Below are 21,839 nucleotides of genomic sequence, written 5' to 3'. Positions count from 1 at the left end.
GGATATTGTCGAACATATGTTGAACGACAATACCCTCTCTTTCACTTATTATATTTACTTAGCATATCCATTCGGTTGTTTTTGATGCCAATTCCAAGCATGCTCAATGATTGTTTTCACATTTACATACTGAGGATCCCATCCTAACTTCTCTTTCGCCTTCTGAGAAGAAGCAACTAAACGTGCTGGATCTCCCGCACGACGCGGTGCTACCTCAGCAGGAATTTCATGATTTGTAACTTCACGAACTGCATCAACGATTTCTTTTACACTGAAACCATTACCGTTTCCTAAGTTATAGAAATCACTTTCTCCGCCGTTTTGTAGGTCTTTAAGTCCTAAGAAATGAGCCGCTACTAAATCTTCAACATGAATATAATCACGAATACAAGTACCATCTGGTGTATTATAATCTTCACCAAACATCATAATTTTCTCACGTTGACCTAACGCCACTTGCAATACAAGAGGAATTAAATGTGTCTCTGGACGATGATCTTCCCCAATAATACCATTTGGAGTTGCCCCAGCCACGTTAAAGTATCTGAAGACCTTATATTTTAAGTTAGACGCTTGGCTATACCAATGAAGCATTTTTTCAATTGCTAATTTTGTCTCGCCATACGTATTCGTTGGATTTGTTACAGTTTCCTCAGTAATAAGATCCACATCTACTTCGCCGTAAGTTGCCGCAGTAGAAGAGAAAATGAACTTATCTACTTTAAACTCGTCCATTACTTCTAATAAGCAAAGTGCGCCATACACGTTGTTGTTATAATATTGAAGAGGTTTCTCCATACTAACACCAACTAAAGAATCAGCCGCGAAATGCATAACCGCATCAATATTTTCTTGTGTAAAGACATCTCTTAAGAAACTTTTATCACGAAGGTCTCCTTTATAAAACTTTGCGCCTTCTGTAATGGCATCTTCATGACCTGTTTGTAAATTATCAACTACTACTACAGATAAACCTTCATCTACTAATTTTTTCACAGCGTGTGAACCGATGTAGCCAGCTCCGCCACAAACCAAAATTGAAATCATGTTATTCCTCCTACTATACTCAATACAACAAATATATAGTTTCTCTCATACATTTTATGCTTACCTATATTTTACCATAAACATTCATTTAAAATAATATAATGTGAACCGTAACGACAACTAACTTCTTAAAGCGGCAAGCTTCTCTTCAACCTTCTCTAAATCCTCGACAGAATCTATTTCAAAGCTGTCATTGCTATCAATTTCATATAAATGAACATTCAGATGACCAATATTATCTTTCACAATATTATCCCAATACAGCTCACTAAAGTCTTCTTGCTCCACTGCTTTTTCTAACTCTTTTACGATATAATCCGCATCGTCCTTACACCAATAGGAAAGGCCACATAAAATGTAATCATCATGACCGTCACCAATTTCAATATCGTACACTTTCTTGCTCTCATCGTGCTTAATAATCCATTCATTGCGGAAATCTTCTTTCCTTGCACTAAAGTATAAAGATGACTCTGGTTTTTCAATAAATATATTACGATGTAAATACACATCAGCATCTACCACATACGCATCTGCCAAATATTCACGCACTACATACATCGTATAAATATTGTTATACACATTATATTTATCGTTATATACAAGACGTATATTTTCATATTTATCAACAAGATAATTAAATTTTTCCGATAAATATCCAGTAACAACAATAATTTCATCTATACCAATCTCTTGTAAATATTCAATTTGTCGTTCTAGCATCGGTTTCCCGTTTACCTCTACTAATGACTTTGGTTTCGTTAATGTTAATGGGCGCAAGCGTGTCCCCATACCAGCTGCTAATAAAATCGCTCTCATGCTACCTCTCCTTTATATTTCTTTCTCTTAATAAATTCATTTGCATCCGCGACTGTTAAAACAGCCCCTACAATAATGAATAAACAACAAATAATTAATTTCCAAGAAAATGGTGTTCCCATTACTAATATAGAAATCCAAATCGCCCAAGCTGAATATGTAATATTCAGCCCCATGGCTTTCGTTGGGCCCAGTTCATGGATTGCTTTATAGTAAAAAATGTACGAAGCCGTCCCAATTAACGCCACAAAGATAATTAAGATAAATTCACTACTTACCATAACTTCTTTCGTTAAAAAATGCCCGCCTAATGTCGGTAAAATGATCAGTCCATATGTTACAGACGAAACAAGTTGGCGAATTTGCAACGCCTCTTCTGGCGAGACTTCCCCATCCTTCATACCGTAGGCACAAATAACACATTCTAATCCCCAACCTATAATACAAATCAAAACAAAAATAAAACCTAACATGTAGTTTTGTGTTGCAAATCCATCACCGGTAAAGCCAAGAATAATAATACTACTAATGCTTATTACAAGCCCTAACCAATTCCAAGAGCGTAAACGTTCTTTTAAAAACATAAATGCAAAAAATGCTCCAACGGCTGGATATATGGCTGAAATTGCTGCCGTATACGAAGCCCCTATATACTTTACAGCTAATACATAAAACGTCATCCCTAAAGGTCCGCCCATTAAAGCACCTAACATTACGAAACGACCACTTCTTGTTTTTAATTTAGAAAGCGCTGTTCGTAATTGACCTTTAAGTCCCATATAGACCATCATCCACAATGTCGACATAAAATCATGTAAAAAGGTGCTAACAAGCGGCGCAAGGAATATAACTTGCTCCGTTTCCAACATAACTGTCGAGGATAATATAATCCCAATTAAAACCGTATCTATAGCCCAAGCAAATCCGGAGAACACACCATAAAAAATCCCTCTACTTTGCTTTCGATTCATACTGGTATCCTCCATAGTACTCTAAAAATAACTGTAAATTTTCTTTTGCACGCGTATAACGATCCATTCCATATGTTCCGAAGTCACTACCCGCTGCTTCTTTAATCTTTGTCCAAATACTCCATAAAAAGTCTTGGAAAATTTTATTTAATAAGATTCTTTGTCGATGCATTTCTTCTACTTTTCCATTAAAATAGTAATCTAAAAATAACTCTTCATCTTCAGCTGAGAATTCACACTCTAAACTATGCGCTGCAATATCCCACATCGGATCATTCAAGCCGCCATACTCCCAGTCGATTAAATACATCTTGTTTTCTCCGTTTTTCACAAAGTTTTCAGCAACAGTATCATTATGGCAAGGTGTTAACTGAACATCCATTTTCTCATACATTGCTTTTAATCGCATAACTTGCTTCTTTACCTTTTTATAATCAGCAAAGTTTGAACCATTTGATTTACTTAATAAACCTTCATAATGCTCAATTTTCTCGAATACATTAAAGGTATTACTCATCGCTGCACTTGATTCATGTAATTCCTTCAAAATAGCTGCCGTTAATTGCATATTATCGCTACGTCGCGCCGTTTTCGGATTCAATGTTTCTGCATTTGAAATAAGCTCTGCTAACTTAACACCTGTTTCTTCATTAAAGTATAGAAGCTCAGCGTCAATTCCTAGCTCACTTGCCAAATTAGAATTCACCATTTCGTCATGACGACTAATCATTTCTTCCGTACCGCTTCCTGGAATACGAAGTACATATTCTGAATCCCCGACACTTACCTTGAAATTCGTATTTGTCATACCGCCAAATGGTTGAATATTTGTAATAGCATCTTCTGAAATATTTAAAGCCTCCATAACGTGACCTTTAATTTGTTTTTCTTTAAACTCTGCTTCTTTTCTCAATAAACGAGGGTAAATTTTATTCCTCACAACTTCATATTGCTGTTTTGTATCAATTTCTGCCCACACAATATTTTGTAATTTGATATGCCCAATATCATATGTTCTCGCAACATCAAGAAGTAAATATTCATAATTCACATACGGATTTTGATTATGATTAAACAGCTCCAACATATTAAGAAAAACATCATAAGAAAGTTTTGAAATTCCAATCATCTCGCCATCAATACGATTTAATTGATGAACATCTTTCGAAATTTTATACAAATTCCCGTTTTGAATCTCTACAAATGCCTCATCACCAGAACCACTTTCATTCGTAATCAATACACAGTCCCGTTCCGGATATTGTAGCAATTGAGAAATCGCATCTTCTTCTATTAAAATATCATCTTCAATTAATAGAAAATCATCTGTAATTAAACTTTGAACACTTGAAAGTGAAGCCATAGAGCCTGTCCATTTATATTTCGGGTTTTCTACAAAGTATACTCCTTGCTCTTTATTCCAAGAAGCAAATTTTTCTTTTTTATATCCAGAAACAATAACAACTTTTTCAATTCCGTTATTGTGTAATATCTCTAAATTTCGATTTAAAAGTATTTTATCACCAATGGATAATAACCCAGATGGTTTACCTAATTCCTTACGATTTCCTGCCGCAAGAATAACTGCTTGCTTAACTTTTTTATACTCTCGCTGATGAATACGAATCTTTTTTTTCTGCAGTGTAGCTAACTCGCTCTGCAAAAATTTAAGACCCTGTTCTTTCACATAATAGCTTATATGTTTTCCATTTTTTTCACTAACAACATAATTTTTTTTCGTCAAATCATTTATAATATAATTCACTTTTCCGGTAGATATCCCACTACGTTCTGCAATTTTCTTCTGACTTAAATTTGGTTCTTTATTAATAATTTCTAATATATCAAGCACATGTTGCATATGTGGTCCCCCATAACATTGATAATACATTCAAAATTTGAACGCAACATTAATATTATCACTAATAAGGTGTAATGTAAATTTGTTGTAAAATTTCAGTAAATACAGTTTTACATTTCTCCTATCATCTAAAATAAAAAGAAGTGCCCCTGCTTATTTTGCACAGGGGCACTTCTTTTTATTTATAAATAGCCTCAACGTTATTGGCTGAAACAACCTTAATATTACTAGCAGAATTTGCAAAATCCCAATTCTCATCCTTAATCATATAATTAGGACCATAGTTCTCAATAAGATACTCTTCGACATTTGAAGGAACAGGGAATTCTTCGCCCTTGAATGGCATTAATTTCGTTCCTAACAGTGTAGAACTTGCTGTTTTCGTTTTCCATCCTGTAAGGATTTTTTCAGTTCCTCTTTCCTGCGTCGACATCTCATCCGTTCCTTCAAAGAAGTAACACCATACTTTATTAGGATCTTCCGAAAAATAATAGAAAAGATCGATATGAGTTCCTTTATAAGTGAAAGTTTGCTCTACAACATGACCATCAACTGTGAACTCCCTAAACGTCTTAACACCTTTATCATTTAACGTTTTCTCTAGTGCTCTTTTCTTCTCTTCACTTATATTAAAAGTGCCAATATCCATATCTAAATCATGGCTTATGAAATCTTTTTCTCGCACAGCTCCAAGTAACGTGCCATAATCTAACCAAAATTCTTGATCATGCTCTTTAAAAGCTTCTTGCACTAATAGTAAACACTCTACTCCATATTGTTTAATATTGTTTCGTACTAATTGCAATTGCTTATTCGCACGATATTCTAAAGGCTTTTTTAACAATGTACGAACTAGCTTATTTCCTTCAATAAATTTTCTAATTTCTTGTTTAAATCCCATATGAAAATCCTCGCAATAACATCTATTTAAAATAATATAACGGAATAAAATCACTCACACATCTCCCGTTATTTTCTCCGTTTCCTACACCATCATACTATTTGGCACCACATTTTTCAAAGGGAAAGTCAGATTTTTGGAGTGTTCTTGTGGTATAAATGAAAATAAATTACTTATGCTATAACAAATAACTCTTACGCTTAGACAGTAACCCCGTACTTACATAAATAAAAGGCATACGATTTCTCGTATACCTTTTGTGTACTTTTTATTACTTAGCCACGAAATAATCCGTTACATATTGTGCCCAAACTTCATGTCCTTTAGCACTTGGGAAACCAAACTCTTCTTGTAAGTACGGTAAAATAGCCTTTGTTGCTGCATCAGGCCATGCTCCCCAGTGATCAACATATGTATAACCATTTTGCGTCGCAAACTGCTTTAATGCCTCAATTGCTTTCGGATAATTCTTCGCACCATACACTGGGTTTGATGGTTGAATCATAATTGTAGCGCCTTTTGCACTAGTAGAAAGTGCTTGAACAAACTTCTGTGTACTCGCAACAGAATTCCCATTACCAGTTTTACCGTTATCAGTAATAAATGGTGGCTCAAATAAAATCACATCTGGCTTGTCTTTCGCGATCTCTTTATCACGCTTATTCGCGATTAACTCTTCTGTACTTTCACCCTTATATTCCTTTACTGTCACATTCCATAAACCTTTACCGTAAGCAGTTTCTAAATTAGCTGTTAACTTAGCTGCCCAAGCATCTTTTTCTGATGAAGAAGCTTCATCACCAACGATAACAAGATTCACTGCCTTTTTCTCTTTAGCAGCTTTCTTCAACTTCTCTTTCACTTCATCTGGAAAATTCTTCGCATATGCTTCATTAAAAGATGACTTCGCATCTTGCTTTTTCTCTGCTTTTTTCTCTTCTTTCTTCGCTCCGCTATCTTTCACTTCAGCCTTTGTCTTCGTTACTTCACTTGTCTGTCCCGTTGCATTTGCAACTTTCTTATTCCAGTACAATTTACCGCTCACAATCGAAGCAACAAACAATACAAAAACAACAAGAACAAGTACTGCTTTCTTATTCATCGATTCACCTCATCTATTAATCTCACAACATATAATATTAATATAAATCCATGCAAAAATAAACCCAACTCCTTCCAAAGGAGTTGGGTTATTACATATTATTTAGTCACTTCAAGATGCGCTCTTAACTTATTCGTTATATCTTGTTTCGCTGCATCTGGAACATAGTAATACCAAATGCCATCAGCGGCTTTGTGGCCGTCGCCTGGGATTTGAATCTCTTCACTGTTCTCCATGCAATCTTTATAGTTCTTTTGAATCTCAAACATTTGCTCTTGCGTTAAACTTGTTTTTACGTTTTTCTCAATTGCTTTTAATACGTCACCGTAACTTGCTAGAGAAGATACACTTGCGCCCTTTTTAATTACCGCTTGGATAACTTGACGCTGACGCATTTGACGACCGAAGTCACCGCGTGGATCCTCGTAACGCATACGAGTATACTTTAATGCAGTTTCACCATTTAAATGAATATTACCTTTAGCAAAATGTTGATCTCTTGATGTAAACTCTAAATCGTTATTTACATCAACACCGCCAACAGCATCTACAATATCTCTAAATCCAGCCATATTTACTTCAATATAATGATCAACTGGTACATTTAAGAAATTCTCTACTGTTTTTACAGACATATCAATACCACCAAAAGCATAGGCATGGTTGATTTTATCTTTTTTACCTTTCCCTACAATCTCCGTATAAGAGTCGCGTGGAATACTCGTAATTTTCATAGATTTTGTTTTTGGGTTTAAGGTAAATAACATAAGTGAATCCGATCTACCTGTCCCATTATCTTCCTGATCTACACCCATCAGTAAAATAGATATAGGTTTATTATCCGAAATCTCTACTTTCTTATCTCGTTTGTCAGACTTATCACGATCCAAAGGCTTATGTACTGTATTTAACGTATTAGATACATTAGAGTAAACAGTATATGCATATACACCACCAGCAATAACAAGAACACCAATGATACCTAGAATCCAAAATAGAATCTTTTTCTTCATCGTTTTTCCTTCTTTCAAATAACAAATTCAGTAATCTTATACTTACTATTATTTCACATAAAACTATACAGATTTACAAATCATTTGTAAACCACTGATTCTTCCACTATCTTATAGCTTCTTGAGAAAATCTTTTAAAGCTTCCTTCCAATCTTGGAACGATTCAAATCCATTTTCTTCAATCATCCCTTTGTCCAGCACTGAGTATTTAGGGCGTGCAGCAGGCCTTGGAAAGTTTTCTGTTGTTAGTGGATTGACCACTATTTCAATATTAGATTGCTTGAATATCTCTTTTGCAAACTCATACCAAGAACAAACTCCTGAGTTAGAACCATGATATATGCCATACTTATCAGTTTTCACAAGATTAATAATAAATCTCGCTAAATCAGGTGTATAGGTTGGTGAACCTACCTGATCATGAACAACTCCTAATTCTATCTTCTCTTCCGCTAAACGCAACATCGTTTTCACAAAATTATTACCGTATAAGCCAAATACCCAAGACGTTCTGACAATATAACTTTTTGAACAATACTTTTGTGTATAATGTTCTCCAGCTAATTTTGAGCTACCATATACAGTTTGAGGATTCGTTTGATCATCCACTTTATATGGTTTATTTTTCGTTCCATCAAAAACGTAATCAGTACTTACATAACAAAACTTTGCTTTCACTGCTTCAGCAGCTTGCGCTAAATATTTTGTACCTTCAGCATTAACCTTGAAAGCAGTTTCTTCATCGCTCTCAGCTTGATCTACTTGTGTATATGCTGCTGTATGAATAATAATATCAGGATTTATAGATAGTACTTTTTCACGTACTTTTTCTTCATTTGTAATATCTAGCTCTTCTCTACCAAATCCAAAAACTTCCCATTGTTGATTTTCTAATAAACATAATACATCTTGTCCTAATTGACCTTTAGCCCCTGTTACTAATACTTTCATGTTTTATACCTCTAATCTATTCGCATATTGATTCTTGAAGTATTCTTGGTATTCTCCAGAAATAATATTTTTCCACCAATCTTGATTTTCTAAATACCATTTAATAGTTTGCTCAATACCTGTATCAAAGTTGTACTTCGGTGACCACCCTAATTCTTCACGGAGTTTTGTTGCATCAATTGCGTAACGGCGATCATGACCTGGACGATCTGTAACATACTTAATCAGAGATTCTGGTTTATCCAATGCTTTTAAGATTGTTTTTACGATTTCAATGTTTGTACGTTCATTGTTTCCACCAACATTGTACACTTCACCATTTTTTCCTTTATGAAGTACTAAATCGATTGCCTGACAATGGTCTTCCACATGTAACCAATCACGTACATTTAAACCATCACCATATACAGGTAATTGTTTATCATTCAGTGCATTAATAATCATTAAAGGAATTAACTTTTCTGGGAAATGAAATGGTCCGTAATTATTTGAACAACGTGTAATATTTACTGGTAAACCAAACGTTTCATGATAAGCACGAACTAATAGGTCTGCACCAGCTTTACTTGAACTATACGGACTATTTGATGCCAAAGGTGTTTCTTCCGTAAAGTAACCAGTTTCGCCTAAAGTTCCATATACCTCATCTGTTGAAACTTGCAAGTATTTTTTCACTTCCGCATTTTTAGCAGCATCTAGTAATACTTGTGTACCTTGAATGTTTGTTTGAATAAAGATATCAGGGTTTGTAATACTTCTATCAACATGCGACTCTGCTGCGAAATTTAACACATAATCAAAATTTTCTTCTTTAAATAATTGATTAATAAACTGACGATCTGCTATATCGCCTTTGATAAATTTGTAATTAGATAATTCTTCAATATCTTTTAGATTCTCTAAATTCCCTGCATATGTTAGCGCATCTAAATTTACAATATTATATTCAGGATACTTCTTCACCATATATCGAACAAAATTACTTCCAATAAACCCTGCGCCACCCGTTACTAATACTTTCATGTTATTCCTCCTTATTTCTCGTACACAAAATTAATATTTGCTTCTTCTAATAGTGGATGTTTAGTATCCTTTTCTGAAAGAATCGGTTCACTTACCGGCCAATCGATTCCTAATGCTGGATCATTCCATAGAATACCTGCATCATGATTAGGAGAATAGTATTCATCTACTTTGTAAGCCACTGTCGAATTTGGCACTAATGTACAAAATCCGTGTGCAAATCCTTTTGGTACGACTAATTGGCGCTTATTATGTTCACTTAAAATAACACCAATCCATTGGCCATATGTAGGTGAACCTTTACGAATATCAACAGCTACATCATAAATAGCACCTGTGATACAGCGTACTATCTTTGTCTGTGCTTTAGGATTTAACTGAAAATGTAATCCACGTAATGTTCCGGCTGGTACGGATAAAGATTGATTATCCTGAATAAACTCATAATCTAAACCAAGCTTATTAAAAATCTCTTTATTATAACTTTCCATAAAATATCCGCGATGATCGCCAAATACTTTAGGCTCTAAAATAACTACATCAGGAATTTTAGTTTCAACAATCTTCATTATACGTACTCCTTTATTGATAAATTGGTTGTTTTTGTTTACTTTGTTCTGCCAATCGAATTAAATATTGACCGTATTGATTTTTTTTCATTGGCTCTGCTAATTCAAGTAGTTGCTCACGGGTAATATATCCTTTTCTAAACGCTATTTCCTCTAAACAAGCTACCTTTAAACTTTGACGTTTTTCAATTGTTTCAATGAATTGAGATGCTTCTAATAATGACTCGTGCGTTCCAGAGTCCAACCAAGAAAAACCACGTCCAAGAATTTCAACGTGTAACTCTTGTAATTGTAAATAAACTTTATTTATATCAGTAATTTCCAATTCACCACGAGGTGAAGGCTTAATATTCTTTGCAATTTCCACAACCCGATTGTCATAAAAATATAAACCCGTTACAGCATAATGCGATTTTGGCTCTTGAGGTTTCTCTTCAATAGAAATAGCCTTTCCATCTTCATCAAATTCCACTACCCCAAAACGTTCTGGATCATTTACATAATATCCAAAAACAGTTGCCCCTTCTTGACGTTCTACAGCGTTTTGTAATAATTTTGTTAAACCATGTCCATAGAATAAATTATCACCAAGAACAAGAGCTACAGAGTCATCGCCAATAAACTCTTCTCCAATAATAAATGCCTGAGCTAAGCCATCTGGAGAAGGTTGCACAGCATATTCAAGATTTATTCCAAACTGTGAACCATCTCCCAATAGCTCTTTAAAACGAGGCGTATCCTGTGGTGTAGATATAATTAAAATTTCTTGAATACCAGCAAGCATTAATACTGATAATGGATAATAAATCATTGGCTTATCGTAAACGGGTAACAATTGCTTTGATACAGCTTGTGTCAGTGGATATAATCTCGTTCCACTACCTCCAGCTAGAATAATACCTTTCATAAATTACTCGCACTCCTTTTTATATCATAGAAATAGGGAATAAATCTGCCTAGATTCATCCCCTTCTAATTTCTGTTATGACTTTAAAAATAAAGATTCATAATCACTTACAATTTTCTCCCATGAGTATTCATGGATAATTCTATCTTTCGCCTTACTACCCAATTCATCAATTTGCTCTTGTGAATATCTCTCGACATCATGAATTAAGTTAGCTAAAAAGCCACTTTCTTTAGAGAAGTAAACAGCTCCTCCTTCCCCAACCTCTCTATTAAACACTACATCTAAAAGCATATTTAATTTTGTAGAAGCCAACGCTTCTAATAATGATGGATTCGTTCCACCTACTTCATGCCCATGGAAATATGCAAATGCATTTTCACGAACTTTCTTCAATAGTTCTTGATCATATACAGTTCCAACAAACTTAACACGAGGATCCTTATCAAAATTCGTCTTTGCTAATAAATCTTGATAAAATTGATTTTGTTCAACGTTAGAAATAATCACAAAATCTTTTTTAGAATCTGATTTCATAAATTCACGGACCATTAACTCGTAATTGTTCTCTGGAACGAAACGACCAACTACTAAATAATATTCATTGGCACTTATATCATGCTTCTTATACCATTCGTTTAGTTTTACATCATCGTCTTCTAAAGATGATGATGTAACATCCGCACCGTAGGCAATAAATGTCGTCTTAGGGCTATACTTTTTATAGTCTGTTTTAATATATGACTCAATCCCTTTAGAATCACACACTAATAAATCTGCATTTTTAACCATTAACTTCTCAGATATTTTCCAATATGTTCTAATAGCTGGACTCCATTTACTTCTTTTCCACTCATGTCCATCTGGATTTACAAATACCTTTACACCCATTTTTTCTAGCTTACTTTTATAGAAAGAAAAAAATGGGCCAATACGACAAGCAAGTACGTAAACGATGCAATTTGTAAGGTTATTTCTTTTAATATAATGGATGCACTCTTTTAAACTTAAAATATCGTATGCTACTGCTTTAGCACTACCAATTTCAGGTGTTTTTACATTAAAGCATCTTGCATTATTATGCTTGAACTCATCATTATTATTAGCTAGACAAGATACGTGATACTGAATATCTTCACTTTGTTTTCGAACTGTTAAGTATTCTACAAATGTTTCGAATCCACCATATTTTGCGGGAATTCCTTTAGATCCGATGATAAATACATGTTTCATTGTCAAATTACTTCCTTATCTTCTTATTATTAATGGCCTGTTCATATATGCTAACTAATTCTCCATAATACCATTCAGGTTTAAATTCATTTTTAGCCCGATAGCTATTCCGTGCCATTTGAGCATACTCATCTTCGGATAAATTGATCAATCTTTCTATTTTATTTGCAAGCTCTTTTTCATTCGCTCTTTCAAATAAAAATCCATTTTCTCCTTCTTGTATTAATTCTGTTATTCCTCCTACTTTAGATCCGATGACAGGAGTCCCCGCACTTAAAGATTCAATAATCGTTAAACCGAAAACTTCATGCCATACCGAAGGAATTATAGTAGCTTTCGCTTTCTTAATTTCTACCACTAAATCATTCCCTGATTTAAATCCCAAAAATTCAACATTTTGAATACTTTCCTGTTCAACTCTAGCTTTTAGTCTCGCTTCTTCTGGACCTGTCCCTATTAATTTCAAAGTTATTCTTTCGCCTAATAGCCTTTGAGCATCTAGTAAAGTATCTATGCCTTTTTCTTTAGACAGTCTACCATAATAGAGTATAAATTTTTCTTTTTTTTCATTCATTTCAACTTCAAGAAAATTATTTGTTAAAAAATTGGGAAGGTGTACTAGCTTTTTAACCGGTATCCTATTTTCAGCTAATTGATTGTACATAAATTTACTTGGACATATTACAAAATCAGCTACATCATACGATTTTAACCATTTATGCCAATATGCCTCCATAGTTAATAACAGACTATATACTGTTGAATCTTTATGACAACGATTTTTAAAGCAATTCACAAAATTACCTTGGATACATTTCGTACATATTTCATCATTATTAAAAAGCTTATAATTTGGACAAACTAATTTATAATCATGTGAAGTAAAAACCGTCGGTATGTTATATTTTTTTAATGCTTGAAAAATAGAAGGCGTCAGTTGATGGTATATTAAGTTAACATGGGCAATATCTGGTTTGGTACAAGCAATTAATTTGCATAACTTCCTATACGCTTCATTAGAATGTATTAATTTCATAGCTCCCTGCATTTTTGCTAAAATACCACTATCCTCTTGATAATTAACATTTTTCACAAAGTGATCTTCAAACTGACTTTGTTGATTTTTTTCATCTTGCATACTAAAAACAATAACTTCATGTCCATTATCTTCTAGCATCTTTTTTAAACCAAAAAAATACGTCTCACTGCCACCCTTTACATAGTAATATTTATTAATTAATAGTATTTTCATATACTCACCCTAATAATTTATATAATGCTTTAAATGTTCATATCTCTTTTCCCATGTATTATGCTCGGCATATTCCATAAATATTTCTTTATTTACTGTCTCTTTAATTGTTTCATCTATTAAAGTTATAAATTCTTCATTTGTCTTATATAATTTAGCCGGCGAATCCATTTCAACTACTTCTTGAAGCCTTCTCGACACAACAGGTAATCCCGCTGCAAAATATTCATATAATTTTAATGGATGAATACTATTTGTTAATTTATTATCAACAAACGGCATAATACCCACATTAGCATACTTTAAATACCTAGGTATCTCATCATGCGATTTTTTTCCTAACAAATGGATGTTTTTGTTTGAAGCAAAAGTTTCTCTTATCGTATCACTGACATTTCCTATAATAACAAAAGCATATTCTTTTAATTTTTCAGCTGCTTTAATAACTAATTCATAATCAAACCATTCTTCTACTGCTCCTACATATACAATGACAGGGCGATTTAAATTTTGATACTCTAGGGGAACATCACCAACATTCCCTTTAAACCTATTTGTGTTAACACCGTTTGGAAGATATAAAACATTTTTATTGTGTTTATAAGCCACATCAATTAAATTTTTAGCAGTAACAACCACTAAATCTGATTTTTGTACAACTTGATTTTGTAAATATATAAGGTTCTTATACGCCCCTTTAAAACCAGAAAAGTCATCAGCCATTCTATGAATCATAAATTTATAATTTAATTGATTTGCTAATTCGTACATTTTTACATTTGTAAGCCACATCACATCTATTTCTTTTTTCTTTAAATCACTACTAACTTTTGAAAAAGGATATTTTATGTGATATTCTGCCCAAAATTTTGTATTAAGCGCAGGATATTTACAAAAAGGTAGTAAGACATTAGGATTATAAATTTCTAAGTTTGCAGTGGGGACATTATTATTATTTTCTTTACCGAAAAAAAAGGGTTTAGGTTGATTAACCCAAACCACATTATTATTTTCTTTAAGAAATTCTTTAGCATAGTAATGGCTTCCCACTTGAAATACAGTATCATATTGAAGATATTCACACATCAGTACATTCATTTTATTTCCTCTTCTCCATTGGCTGAACATTCAACTATTTCAGCAACTATTTAAATCTTCACTTTTTCTTTAACAATAAATCTGTTGAACATGTAAGTGATAGCATAATAAAAAAGTATATATATATATTTATAGAATAGTATTGATTCGGATTGAAATTTGTGGTAATTAAATTCCCTATAAATAGAGAAATCGGAAGCCATTTATAACCGTCATCAATATTTCTCAGTATAAATAATAGTAAGCTTATATTTAGGATTACAAAAGCTATAAATGAAACTATTCCTTGTTCTAAAAGAATATTTAAAACTTGTGAGTGCACAACTAAATCTGTTGAAAAAAGATAATAAGATGCATAATACGTATATTGTCCAGCTCCTATTCCCATCGCAAGATTTTCTTTGATTACTTGAAAAACATTTATAAATTGTATAAACCTGTGTTCCTGTGTGCCACCACGACTTACAAATAATAAATCGAATATTTCACTATAAAATAAGGATATAATGAGTATACATCCTATGAGAATCATACTAGCAAATAAAACTTTATAACCAAATTCCTTCTTATTCTTAGATTTCTTAATTAAGAAAATAATTAGTACTTGGCACAAAATAGCCACATATGATATACGCGTTAAAGTTAATATAACAAATACAATGTTTAACAATAAAGTTAACAGGTTTAACATATTTTTCCTTTGCATGAAATTAAATACTAAAATAGGAAATAAGATAACCCCTAAATTTCCAGCACCATTACTAGCCCCTATTACTCCAACAACTCTTTTAACAACTTCTAATCCCTCTGTGTAATTAATACTAGCCTGATTTGAAAATAACAAAAAAGATCGATTAAATATGTATTGAATTACTGATAAAATAGAATTAAATAGAGAGAAAAAACCTACTACCTGAAAAAATTGCATTGATTGTAAGTTAAAACCTCTAACTTGATTGAAAAAGAATCCCATTAACAAAAGGTTACAGTACACAGTCAGATGGAATACAAATAAGTTAATATCAAATATTTCTAATGTGAAAAATTGCAAAGAAAAATGGAAAATAATCACCAAAAAGCATAAAGCATACGTTGTAATACTGTATGTTTTCCTATCAAAACTAGAAAATGTTTGTCTTTGAATCAACTTATATATTGCGAATGTACAATTCAAAATAACTAAAACGAATAGTAATAACTGTATTCGAATATTTTGAAATTCAACAACAAACATAGTCGGTGAAATATTTAAAGTTATGACCACTAAAATTATAGACATAAAAATAATAATAGTATTTTTTTTATTCTTCCTCATAAGAATTAAACATAAAGAAGAAAAATAAAGAAGTAAAAATAGACTTAAAATAAATATTAATTTCATATGTAGTAACCTCATGGATTTAAATTACTTATTACTTAAAATCAGCAATATGTCCCTAAATAATTTGATAAGTTCCTGGCATTATCGGAACATTAACAATGCCATTCCTCACTTCTTTAATTGTTTGATTCGGTAATAACAATTTTCCCTTTTCAACCCCAGAAATAGATAGTGTTACTTCCCCTAATTCTACGTCTCGAGTATTATCCTCGGTTTGCACGAAATAAAAAGTACTTTCAGATGTAGACTTAATTACAAAATTATCCCTTAAATATACATAACTCGCCAATTCAGTACCTGTACAATACCATACATTCTTATTACGAAGATATCTAAATATGGTTTGTAAACTTTTAGTATCATCAAAAATATTAGGCATTTGTCTTCTTCCATCATCCCTAGAAGGTGCAATATGCTCCTGGATACTAATGACTAATTTTCTCGTTAATAAATATTCAATTTGTTGTAACCTTTTTTGTACTAAATGGTTTTTTAATATTTTTTTTAATATCCCCTTAATAGATATAAAATTGCTATTTAATACACTTGTCAATAAACCACCGTTTACTGTTGATGGTATGTCAATAACATTATTATCCCCAAACTTTTTGATATCATAATTAGATAATGAATTTTTATCCCCTCCAGAAATTTTATCTACTTCACCCTCCTCTATTCCTCTATTCCAGTATCTACACCACCATAAAAAGTTTGTTTTGTCTATACTAAGATCTGAAAACTCATTACTAGTATAACCACAATATTTTCCACCCAAAGGATTAACACCTATTGCATCTTTGTAGATTCTTTTTCCGTCCTCGACAACATCCACAGCTTTTTCTACACTCGAAAAAAGTTCCCATTCTTGTTTGAAATCCAAATTTGTTTCTCCCACTTTACCATGAGTAGTTCCGTGATATGCAATTTCAAATCTGGGATTTTGATGAATGTCTCTAAAAAAATTTTTCGTCGCTTCATCATGGTTAATCTTTTTTGATATTGAGGGCGCTACTGGTTCTTTTATCATTCCCACTCTAACACCTACTGGCACAAAGAATGTAGCTTTAACCTCCGGAAACTCCTTCAAAATAACTTTGTTTAAATATCGAAAAGATGATTTCTCTTCATTTTTCCAATAACCCCAATCTTCACCTAATTCTAATTCCCCGCTTTTAGTTGTATCTACCCAAACGTTTGCTAAATCGTCTATCATAAACATAACTGGAGAATCTGAATTATTAAACCACTTACATATTTCAATATTCATCATATCTTCTCCTTATTAAAATACTTACTACTTTAAATTACTTTTCATTTAATCTTTATTATGCATTAGCTCAAAAAATTAAATACTTTTGAGTGTTGTCTATTTCTTTTTTACAATTGACAACAGAAATCCCCTAATTTCTTGAATATTAGTAAACTTGAAAACAATCAATAATAAAACATATACTATACATAGAAATACATTACAAATAAATTCAATGTACAAATTTTGAATTGGAGAAATTAACATCCAATATACCCCATATAATAAAACAAAAACGGTAAAATATTTATATGGATATAGTAAACCTAATCCTAAACTATAGTATTTTTCACTAAAATAATAATAAAGAATATTAGCTACTATATAAGATACAATTGTAGCTAAAGCTGCACCATTTATCCCAAGATGAGGAATCAGTAATATATTTAGAACTATATTTATAAGAGCACTAATTACAACAATTAGGGAATTTAACATCATTTTATTTGCTACATGTAAACCTAAAGAATAAAATTGTCCAATTCCCCATATAAAATGGGAAACAGCAATTAATGGAATAATCTTATACGCCTCTAAATATTCATTTGTAGCTAAAATACTGATCATTATCTTACCAAATATAGCCAAGCCGAAAATACAAAAACAACCTACAATATTGTAGATTCGAAACATATTTTGGATTTTTTGTTGACCGCCTTCTTCTTTATAAACTTTAAATTTATAAGCTGTAAATACTTGCGCAAATGGCGTGATAAAAACTGGATTTATTAACATTCCAATTTTCGAAGATATTGAATACACCGCAACTGCTGAATAATTGATTAATTCTTTAATAAAAAAGCGATCTATCAAATTTAATATCCATGCAGAAATTTGTCCTAACAATAAACCTCCACCATAATACAGTATGTTTTTGAGATATGGTACATGAATAGCAATTTTATAATTTTTAAAGTCTAATATAAACAATACAATAAAAACTAATAGATTCGAAATTAAAGTAGCCTTTAATATACCTATAATTCCATTGCCTAAAATCAAAATATAATATGTGGCTAATAAAAATGTTAAAACTAAGATACTTAATTGTACTATGGCTACCCTAAAAGCTTTAAATTCCATTTCATAATAACTAGTATATATAGCAATCAAACATGTCAATAAAGAAGTTATTACTATAACTCTAATATAAAGAGTGACCTCATTATCACCACTAAAAACATAGTCACTTATTAACGGACTAATAAAATATACAAATGAAAAAACAACAATCCCCCATAATGCTGAAAAGTTTAACGCTGTATTTTTCAATGCTATTTTATTTTCTACATCATAAAAAAATCTTTTTAATCCCGAATATACTCCAATCGTAATAGCAAGGCCTAATAATTGTTGTATGGTATTTAATAATTCATATTTCCCATAATCATTTTGTGATAAATTACTAGTATATAAAGGGATGAGTAACATATTTATTAGTTGTGTTAGAATTGAAAATATAAAATATACAGCTCCACTAGATATCAACTTATTACTATTTAAACTCATACTTACCACTATTCCTTAACTTAAAATTATTTCTTAACCACACGCGTAAAAGTTTTTTTAAAGTTTAAAATGTGAACATAATAATAAACTAAATTTTTTATAAAGCCTAATCCCTGATAGCTTTTTTCAGAATACAAATTTCCTTTTAATATGTTTACAATAGCTTTTGAATATCCTAGTTTCTTAGCCAACTCCAAACGCGAGTAAACCGAAAATTTATGTATACCTTTACCACGTTTCTCCAAAAATGTGTAATCATCAAATAAATACACTGTATTTTTACTAACTTGGACATCAATATTTATAGTACCATCTCGCGTATCTCCAATGGATAGGTGGAAATAACCATATAAATCCCCTTCTTTGTCCACTACTACATACGGTATATGTTTATTCTGTTCCGCAATTCTCTTTTTTAGAATATCGTACTTGTAACTACCTATTTGGTTACCATATAACTCAATCATTGTTTTCAAATGATACATTTGCATTGGAATTAATGCATAACAATTGTATTTTTCCTCATAAGAAACCATATTATAATTATTCAAGTTTAATATATATCCATTGGAAACCGTGAGAAATTTTGTTTTAATTTTTTTAATTATAATTTTGATACTCCGATTTCTAATTTTATTTACTAAGCTCATCATCTATTACCTTTCATTATTTTCTTAGAATCACATCATTATTCTATCTAGTCATTATTTTTTCTTACTTTAATTAAATGCCTCTTATAATGTATAAAGCTTAGTAAAGTATTTCCCTTTTTGGTGTATGTATAGATCTGCTCTACTTCTTTCATAAATTTCAACTTATAAAAATCTGTTCCCGCACCCTCCGAATGTAATTTAATATTCTTCTTAAAACTATCCTTAATACTTTCTTCTACTGATAGAGTGCCTAATTCTAGATTTCTAAATTCCCTATCATAGGCAGCGTCAAAGCAAAATTTTATATCATTAAAAAATAAATTCAGTCTGTAAGCAACACAATCATTATTAACCCTTCCAAATATAACCTCGCTTGGTAAACTATCAATAATTGTTTTTACAAATTTCTTCTTATCTTCATCTAAATAAATACTACCTTTACCATCCTCAAGTTTTGAGCGGGAAATCCTTACAATTTCTTCAAAGTTTTGATTATTTATTCTTTCAATTACTGAATCATAAATTAATCCTTTTTTCTTCATTTTATTAAATGCTGTTCTAATATTTTGCTTTAATTTTTTTGAATATATCTGATTTTTGTATTCATCGAACTCATTGAAATCCTCAATTACTAGATATGGGCATCCTGATAAAACTTCTGCATCTTTACTATTCAAATCAAAATTCTCAGTAGATTTTCTGATATATTTAAGTTGTAATAAATCAAATTTATAATTATCATAAACATATCTTATGATATGATCTACGTCCTCTTGGCTTAAACCTCTACCAATAATATCAATAAAGGTCCCACCCCATTGTTGGCCTATAAATTCTATCATTTTTAATTTAATTCCATATTTTTTATGCACTACTTGTATTAATGGAGCTATTGCAATTAACTCTCCTTCTTTATACAGAAAGATTACAATGATCTTTTTTTTATAACCAAATTGATTATCTTCTCTTGGAAAAAATACTTTTAGAAAGCTTTCTATCCAATAATACGAAGTGGTTATATTTTGATTGTTTATTTTTTTTTCAAAGTTCAACCACTCGTTTTTTTTATTTTGTACATCTTCTAATGAGCTACATACATTAATCTGATACATTTTATCCTCCAAACCTTACTAATTTAATTTTTTTACTTAGAGCTTACCTCTCTATAAATACTGAGCAAGTTTTCTGCATAATCTTGATTATCTATCACACTTATCTCATCAACATACTCATTATAATTTTGAATAACTTTAATTACTTTCTCAAATAAATCATCTACGTTCCGGGATTCAAACAATATCGTACCTGTTGGTCTTTCACAGACTTTGCTTGCTATAGAAGGTACTCTATAATGAATTGCTTCTGTAATTGATACTCCCAAACCATCAGTATTAGTAGGCCTTATAAACAGATTTGTTTTTTGGAGAATAGGATAAAACTCTGTATTTTCTACCTCATAAAACATAATGTGATTTTCCAATTTATATCTTATTATTCTTTCTTTTAACTCTTGATAATACGTTTTTTCAAGTTCTGTCTGACTATCTTTATCTAAAACAGCAAATAGTAAGCTCGTTTCTATTCTGTTATCTTTTAATTTCTTCATTAATTCAATAAGCATATCAATTCCGTACAAATCCTCATTTTTATAAAAACGTACACATCCGTTTGCACTAATAAGGAAAGGCGTTCTTTTTATGAAACCCCAAATTGTTTCTGGTATACTAAGGATATCTTCCTTATCCTCTTGCGGATGGATATACCCTGGAACTGTAATCACTTTTTGATGTTCTACTCCAAATTGAATTAGGTTATTTGTAATTGAATTGTTTACACAAATAATTCTTTCAAGTTTATTTAGACTTTTTAATAATAAATACCTAGTAATAAAACTAGAACTTTTCAATTGATCAGTTAGACTTTCTCCATGTACTGTTAATATAATTTTTTTCCCAAAAAAATTATACACTCCTAAAAGAATACGAATTTTTATATCTATGGAATGAAAGTGGAACACATCAGCTTTTAAAAAGGGAAGTCTACACATAAAAAATTTATAATTTTTTATAGGATAAATATCATCTTCTTCTCTTCCCCAATTTGCTTCATTGTATACTACACTTTCTATTTTTCGTTCATCTAAAAACTTTTTTGTCCTTTTTATATGAACAGAAATCCCACCTATAGGGGGTGGGACTGTACCAATTATATTAATTTTCATTATATAAGCTCTCCTTTTA

Annotated in this window: 20 protein-coding genes; all 20 read right to left on the bottom strand. The window is 31.5% G+C overall.

Annotated features, from left to right (window positions below; translation table 11 throughout):
• Positions 1-54: 54 nt before the first annotated feature.
• Positions 55-1,047, bottom strand: a complete 993-nt coding sequence (gene galE, locus ACS2MN_RS22760; RefSeq protein WP_346994791.1) for a UDP-glucose 4-epimerase GalE — start codon at positions 1,045-1,047, stop codon at positions 55-57.
• A gap of 120 nt (positions 1,048-1,167) precedes the next feature.
• Positions 1,168-1,866, bottom strand: coding sequence for a sugar phosphate nucleotidyltransferase (locus ACS2MN_RS22755; RefSeq protein WP_087950867.1), 699 nt, complete (start codon positions 1,864-1,866; stop codon positions 1,168-1,170).
• Positions 1,863-2,837: a DMT family transporter gene (locus ACS2MN_RS22750; RefSeq protein ID WP_001080585.1), complete on the bottom strand. Its 975-nt coding sequence runs from the start codon at positions 2,835-2,837 to the stop codon at positions 1,863-1,865. Before ACS2MN_RS22750 ends, ACS2MN_RS22755 begins: the two co-directional genes overlap by 4 nt.
• Positions 2,818-4,698: a phosphocholine cytidylyltransferase/choline kinase family protein gene (locus ACS2MN_RS22745; protein WP_001164931.1), complete on the bottom strand. Its 1,881-nt coding sequence runs from the start codon at positions 4,696-4,698 to the stop codon at positions 2,818-2,820. The genes ACS2MN_RS22750 and ACS2MN_RS22745 overlap by 20 nt, the downstream gene beginning before the upstream one ends.
• Before the next feature lie 178 nt (positions 4,699-4,876).
• A complete protein-coding gene (locus ACS2MN_RS22740; protein WP_000505982.1) occupies positions 4,877-5,599 on the bottom strand; it encodes a LicD family protein in 723 nt (240 codons plus the stop codon).
• Positions 5,600-5,870: 271 nt separating this feature from the next.
• Positions 5,871-6,701, bottom strand: a complete 831-nt coding sequence (locus tag ACS2MN_RS22735; protein WP_098691480.1) for an SGNH/GDSL hydrolase family protein — start codon at positions 6,699-6,701, stop codon at positions 5,871-5,873.
• Positions 6,702-6,799: 98 nt separating this feature from the next.
• Positions 6,800-7,714 carry a polyisoprenyl-teichoic acid--peptidoglycan teichoic acid transferase TagU gene (gene tagU / locus ACS2MN_RS22730; protein WP_000727068.1) on the bottom strand — a complete coding sequence of 305 codons (915 nt, stop codon included), beginning with the start codon at positions 7,712-7,714 and terminating at the stop codon, positions 6,800-6,802.
• A 111-nt stretch (positions 7,715-7,825) separates the two neighbouring features.
• Positions 7,826-8,665 (bottom strand): dTDP-4-dehydrorhamnose reductase, encoded by an 840-nt coding sequence (gene rfbD, locus ACS2MN_RS22725; RefSeq protein WP_346994790.1) that lies wholly within the window; start codon positions 8,663-8,665, stop codon positions 7,826-7,828.
• Between the two features lie 3 nt (positions 8,666-8,668).
• The gene (gene rfbB / locus ACS2MN_RS22720) at positions 8,669-9,688 is read right to left on the bottom strand and encodes a dTDP-glucose 4,6-dehydratase (protein WP_000866930.1); all 1,020 of its coding nucleotides are present in this window, start codon (positions 9,686-9,688) and stop codon (positions 8,669-8,671) included.
• Between the two features lie 11 nt (positions 9,689-9,699).
• Complete coding sequence (rfbC, locus tag ACS2MN_RS22715; RefSeq protein ID WP_000706202.1) at positions 9,700-10,257, bottom strand: dTDP-4-dehydrorhamnose 3,5-epimerase; 558 nt, start codon at positions 10,255-10,257, stop codon at positions 9,700-9,702.
• Positions 10,258-10,270: 13 nt separating this feature from the next.
• Positions 10,271-11,164, bottom strand: a complete 894-nt coding sequence (gene rfbA / locus ACS2MN_RS22710) for a glucose-1-phosphate thymidylyltransferase RfbA (protein WP_346994789.1) — start codon at positions 11,162-11,164, stop codon at positions 10,271-10,273.
• A 75-nt stretch (positions 11,165-11,239) separates the two neighbouring features.
• Entirely contained in the window at positions 11,240-12,397 is a 1,158-nt protein-coding gene (gene cps2T, locus ACS2MN_RS22705; protein WP_346994788.1) for a beta 1-4 rhamnosyltransferase Cps2T, read from the bottom strand.
• A 7-nt stretch (positions 12,398-12,404) separates the two neighbouring features.
• Positions 12,405-13,649 (bottom strand): glycosyltransferase family 4 protein, encoded by a 1,245-nt coding sequence (locus tag ACS2MN_RS22700; RefSeq protein ID WP_346994787.1) that lies wholly within the window; start codon positions 13,647-13,649, stop codon positions 12,405-12,407.
• 9 nt (positions 13,650-13,658) lie between these two features.
• Complete coding sequence (locus ACS2MN_RS22695) at positions 13,659-14,747, bottom strand: glycosyltransferase (protein WP_346994786.1); 1,089 nt, start codon at positions 14,745-14,747, stop codon at positions 13,659-13,661.
• 58 nt (positions 14,748-14,805) lie between these two features.
• Positions 14,806-16,128 carry an O-antigen ligase family protein gene (locus ACS2MN_RS22690; RefSeq protein ID WP_346994785.1) on the bottom strand — a complete coding sequence of 441 codons (1,323 nt, stop codon included), beginning with the start codon at positions 16,126-16,128 and terminating at the stop codon, positions 14,806-14,808.
• A 55-nt stretch (positions 16,129-16,183) separates the two neighbouring features.
• Complete coding sequence (locus ACS2MN_RS22685) at positions 16,184-17,398, bottom strand: hypothetical protein (protein ID WP_438894774.1); 1,215 nt, start codon at positions 17,396-17,398, stop codon at positions 16,184-16,186.
• Between the two features lie 96 nt (positions 17,399-17,494).
• Positions 17,495-18,946 (bottom strand): oligosaccharide flippase family protein, encoded by a 1,452-nt coding sequence (locus ACS2MN_RS22680; protein WP_346994783.1) that lies wholly within the window; start codon positions 18,944-18,946, stop codon positions 17,495-17,497.
• Positions 18,947-18,972: 26 nt separating this feature from the next.
• Complete coding sequence (locus ACS2MN_RS22675; RefSeq protein WP_346994782.1) at positions 18,973-19,599, bottom strand: hypothetical protein; 627 nt, start codon at positions 19,597-19,599, stop codon at positions 18,973-18,975.
• Between the two features lie 44 nt (positions 19,600-19,643).
• Positions 19,644-20,711: a GNAT family N-acetyltransferase gene (locus ACS2MN_RS22670; protein ID WP_346994781.1), complete on the bottom strand. Its 1,068-nt coding sequence runs from the start codon at positions 20,709-20,711 to the stop codon at positions 19,644-19,646.
• A 32-nt stretch (positions 20,712-20,743) separates the two neighbouring features.
• Complete coding sequence (locus ACS2MN_RS22665) at positions 20,744-21,820, bottom strand: glycosyltransferase family 4 protein (RefSeq protein ID WP_346994780.1); 1,077 nt, start codon at positions 21,818-21,820, stop codon at positions 20,744-20,746.
• Positions 21,821-21,839: the final 19 nt, after the last annotated feature.

Source organism: Bacillus cereus group sp. BceL062 (assembly GCF_051780025.1).
GTDB lineage: Bacteria > Bacillota > Bacilli > Bacillales > Bacillaceae_G > Bacillus_A > Bacillus_A toyonensis.
The sequence above is the reverse complement of the archived record's forward strand: the minus strand, read 5'-3'. Positions and strand labels throughout refer to the sequence as shown.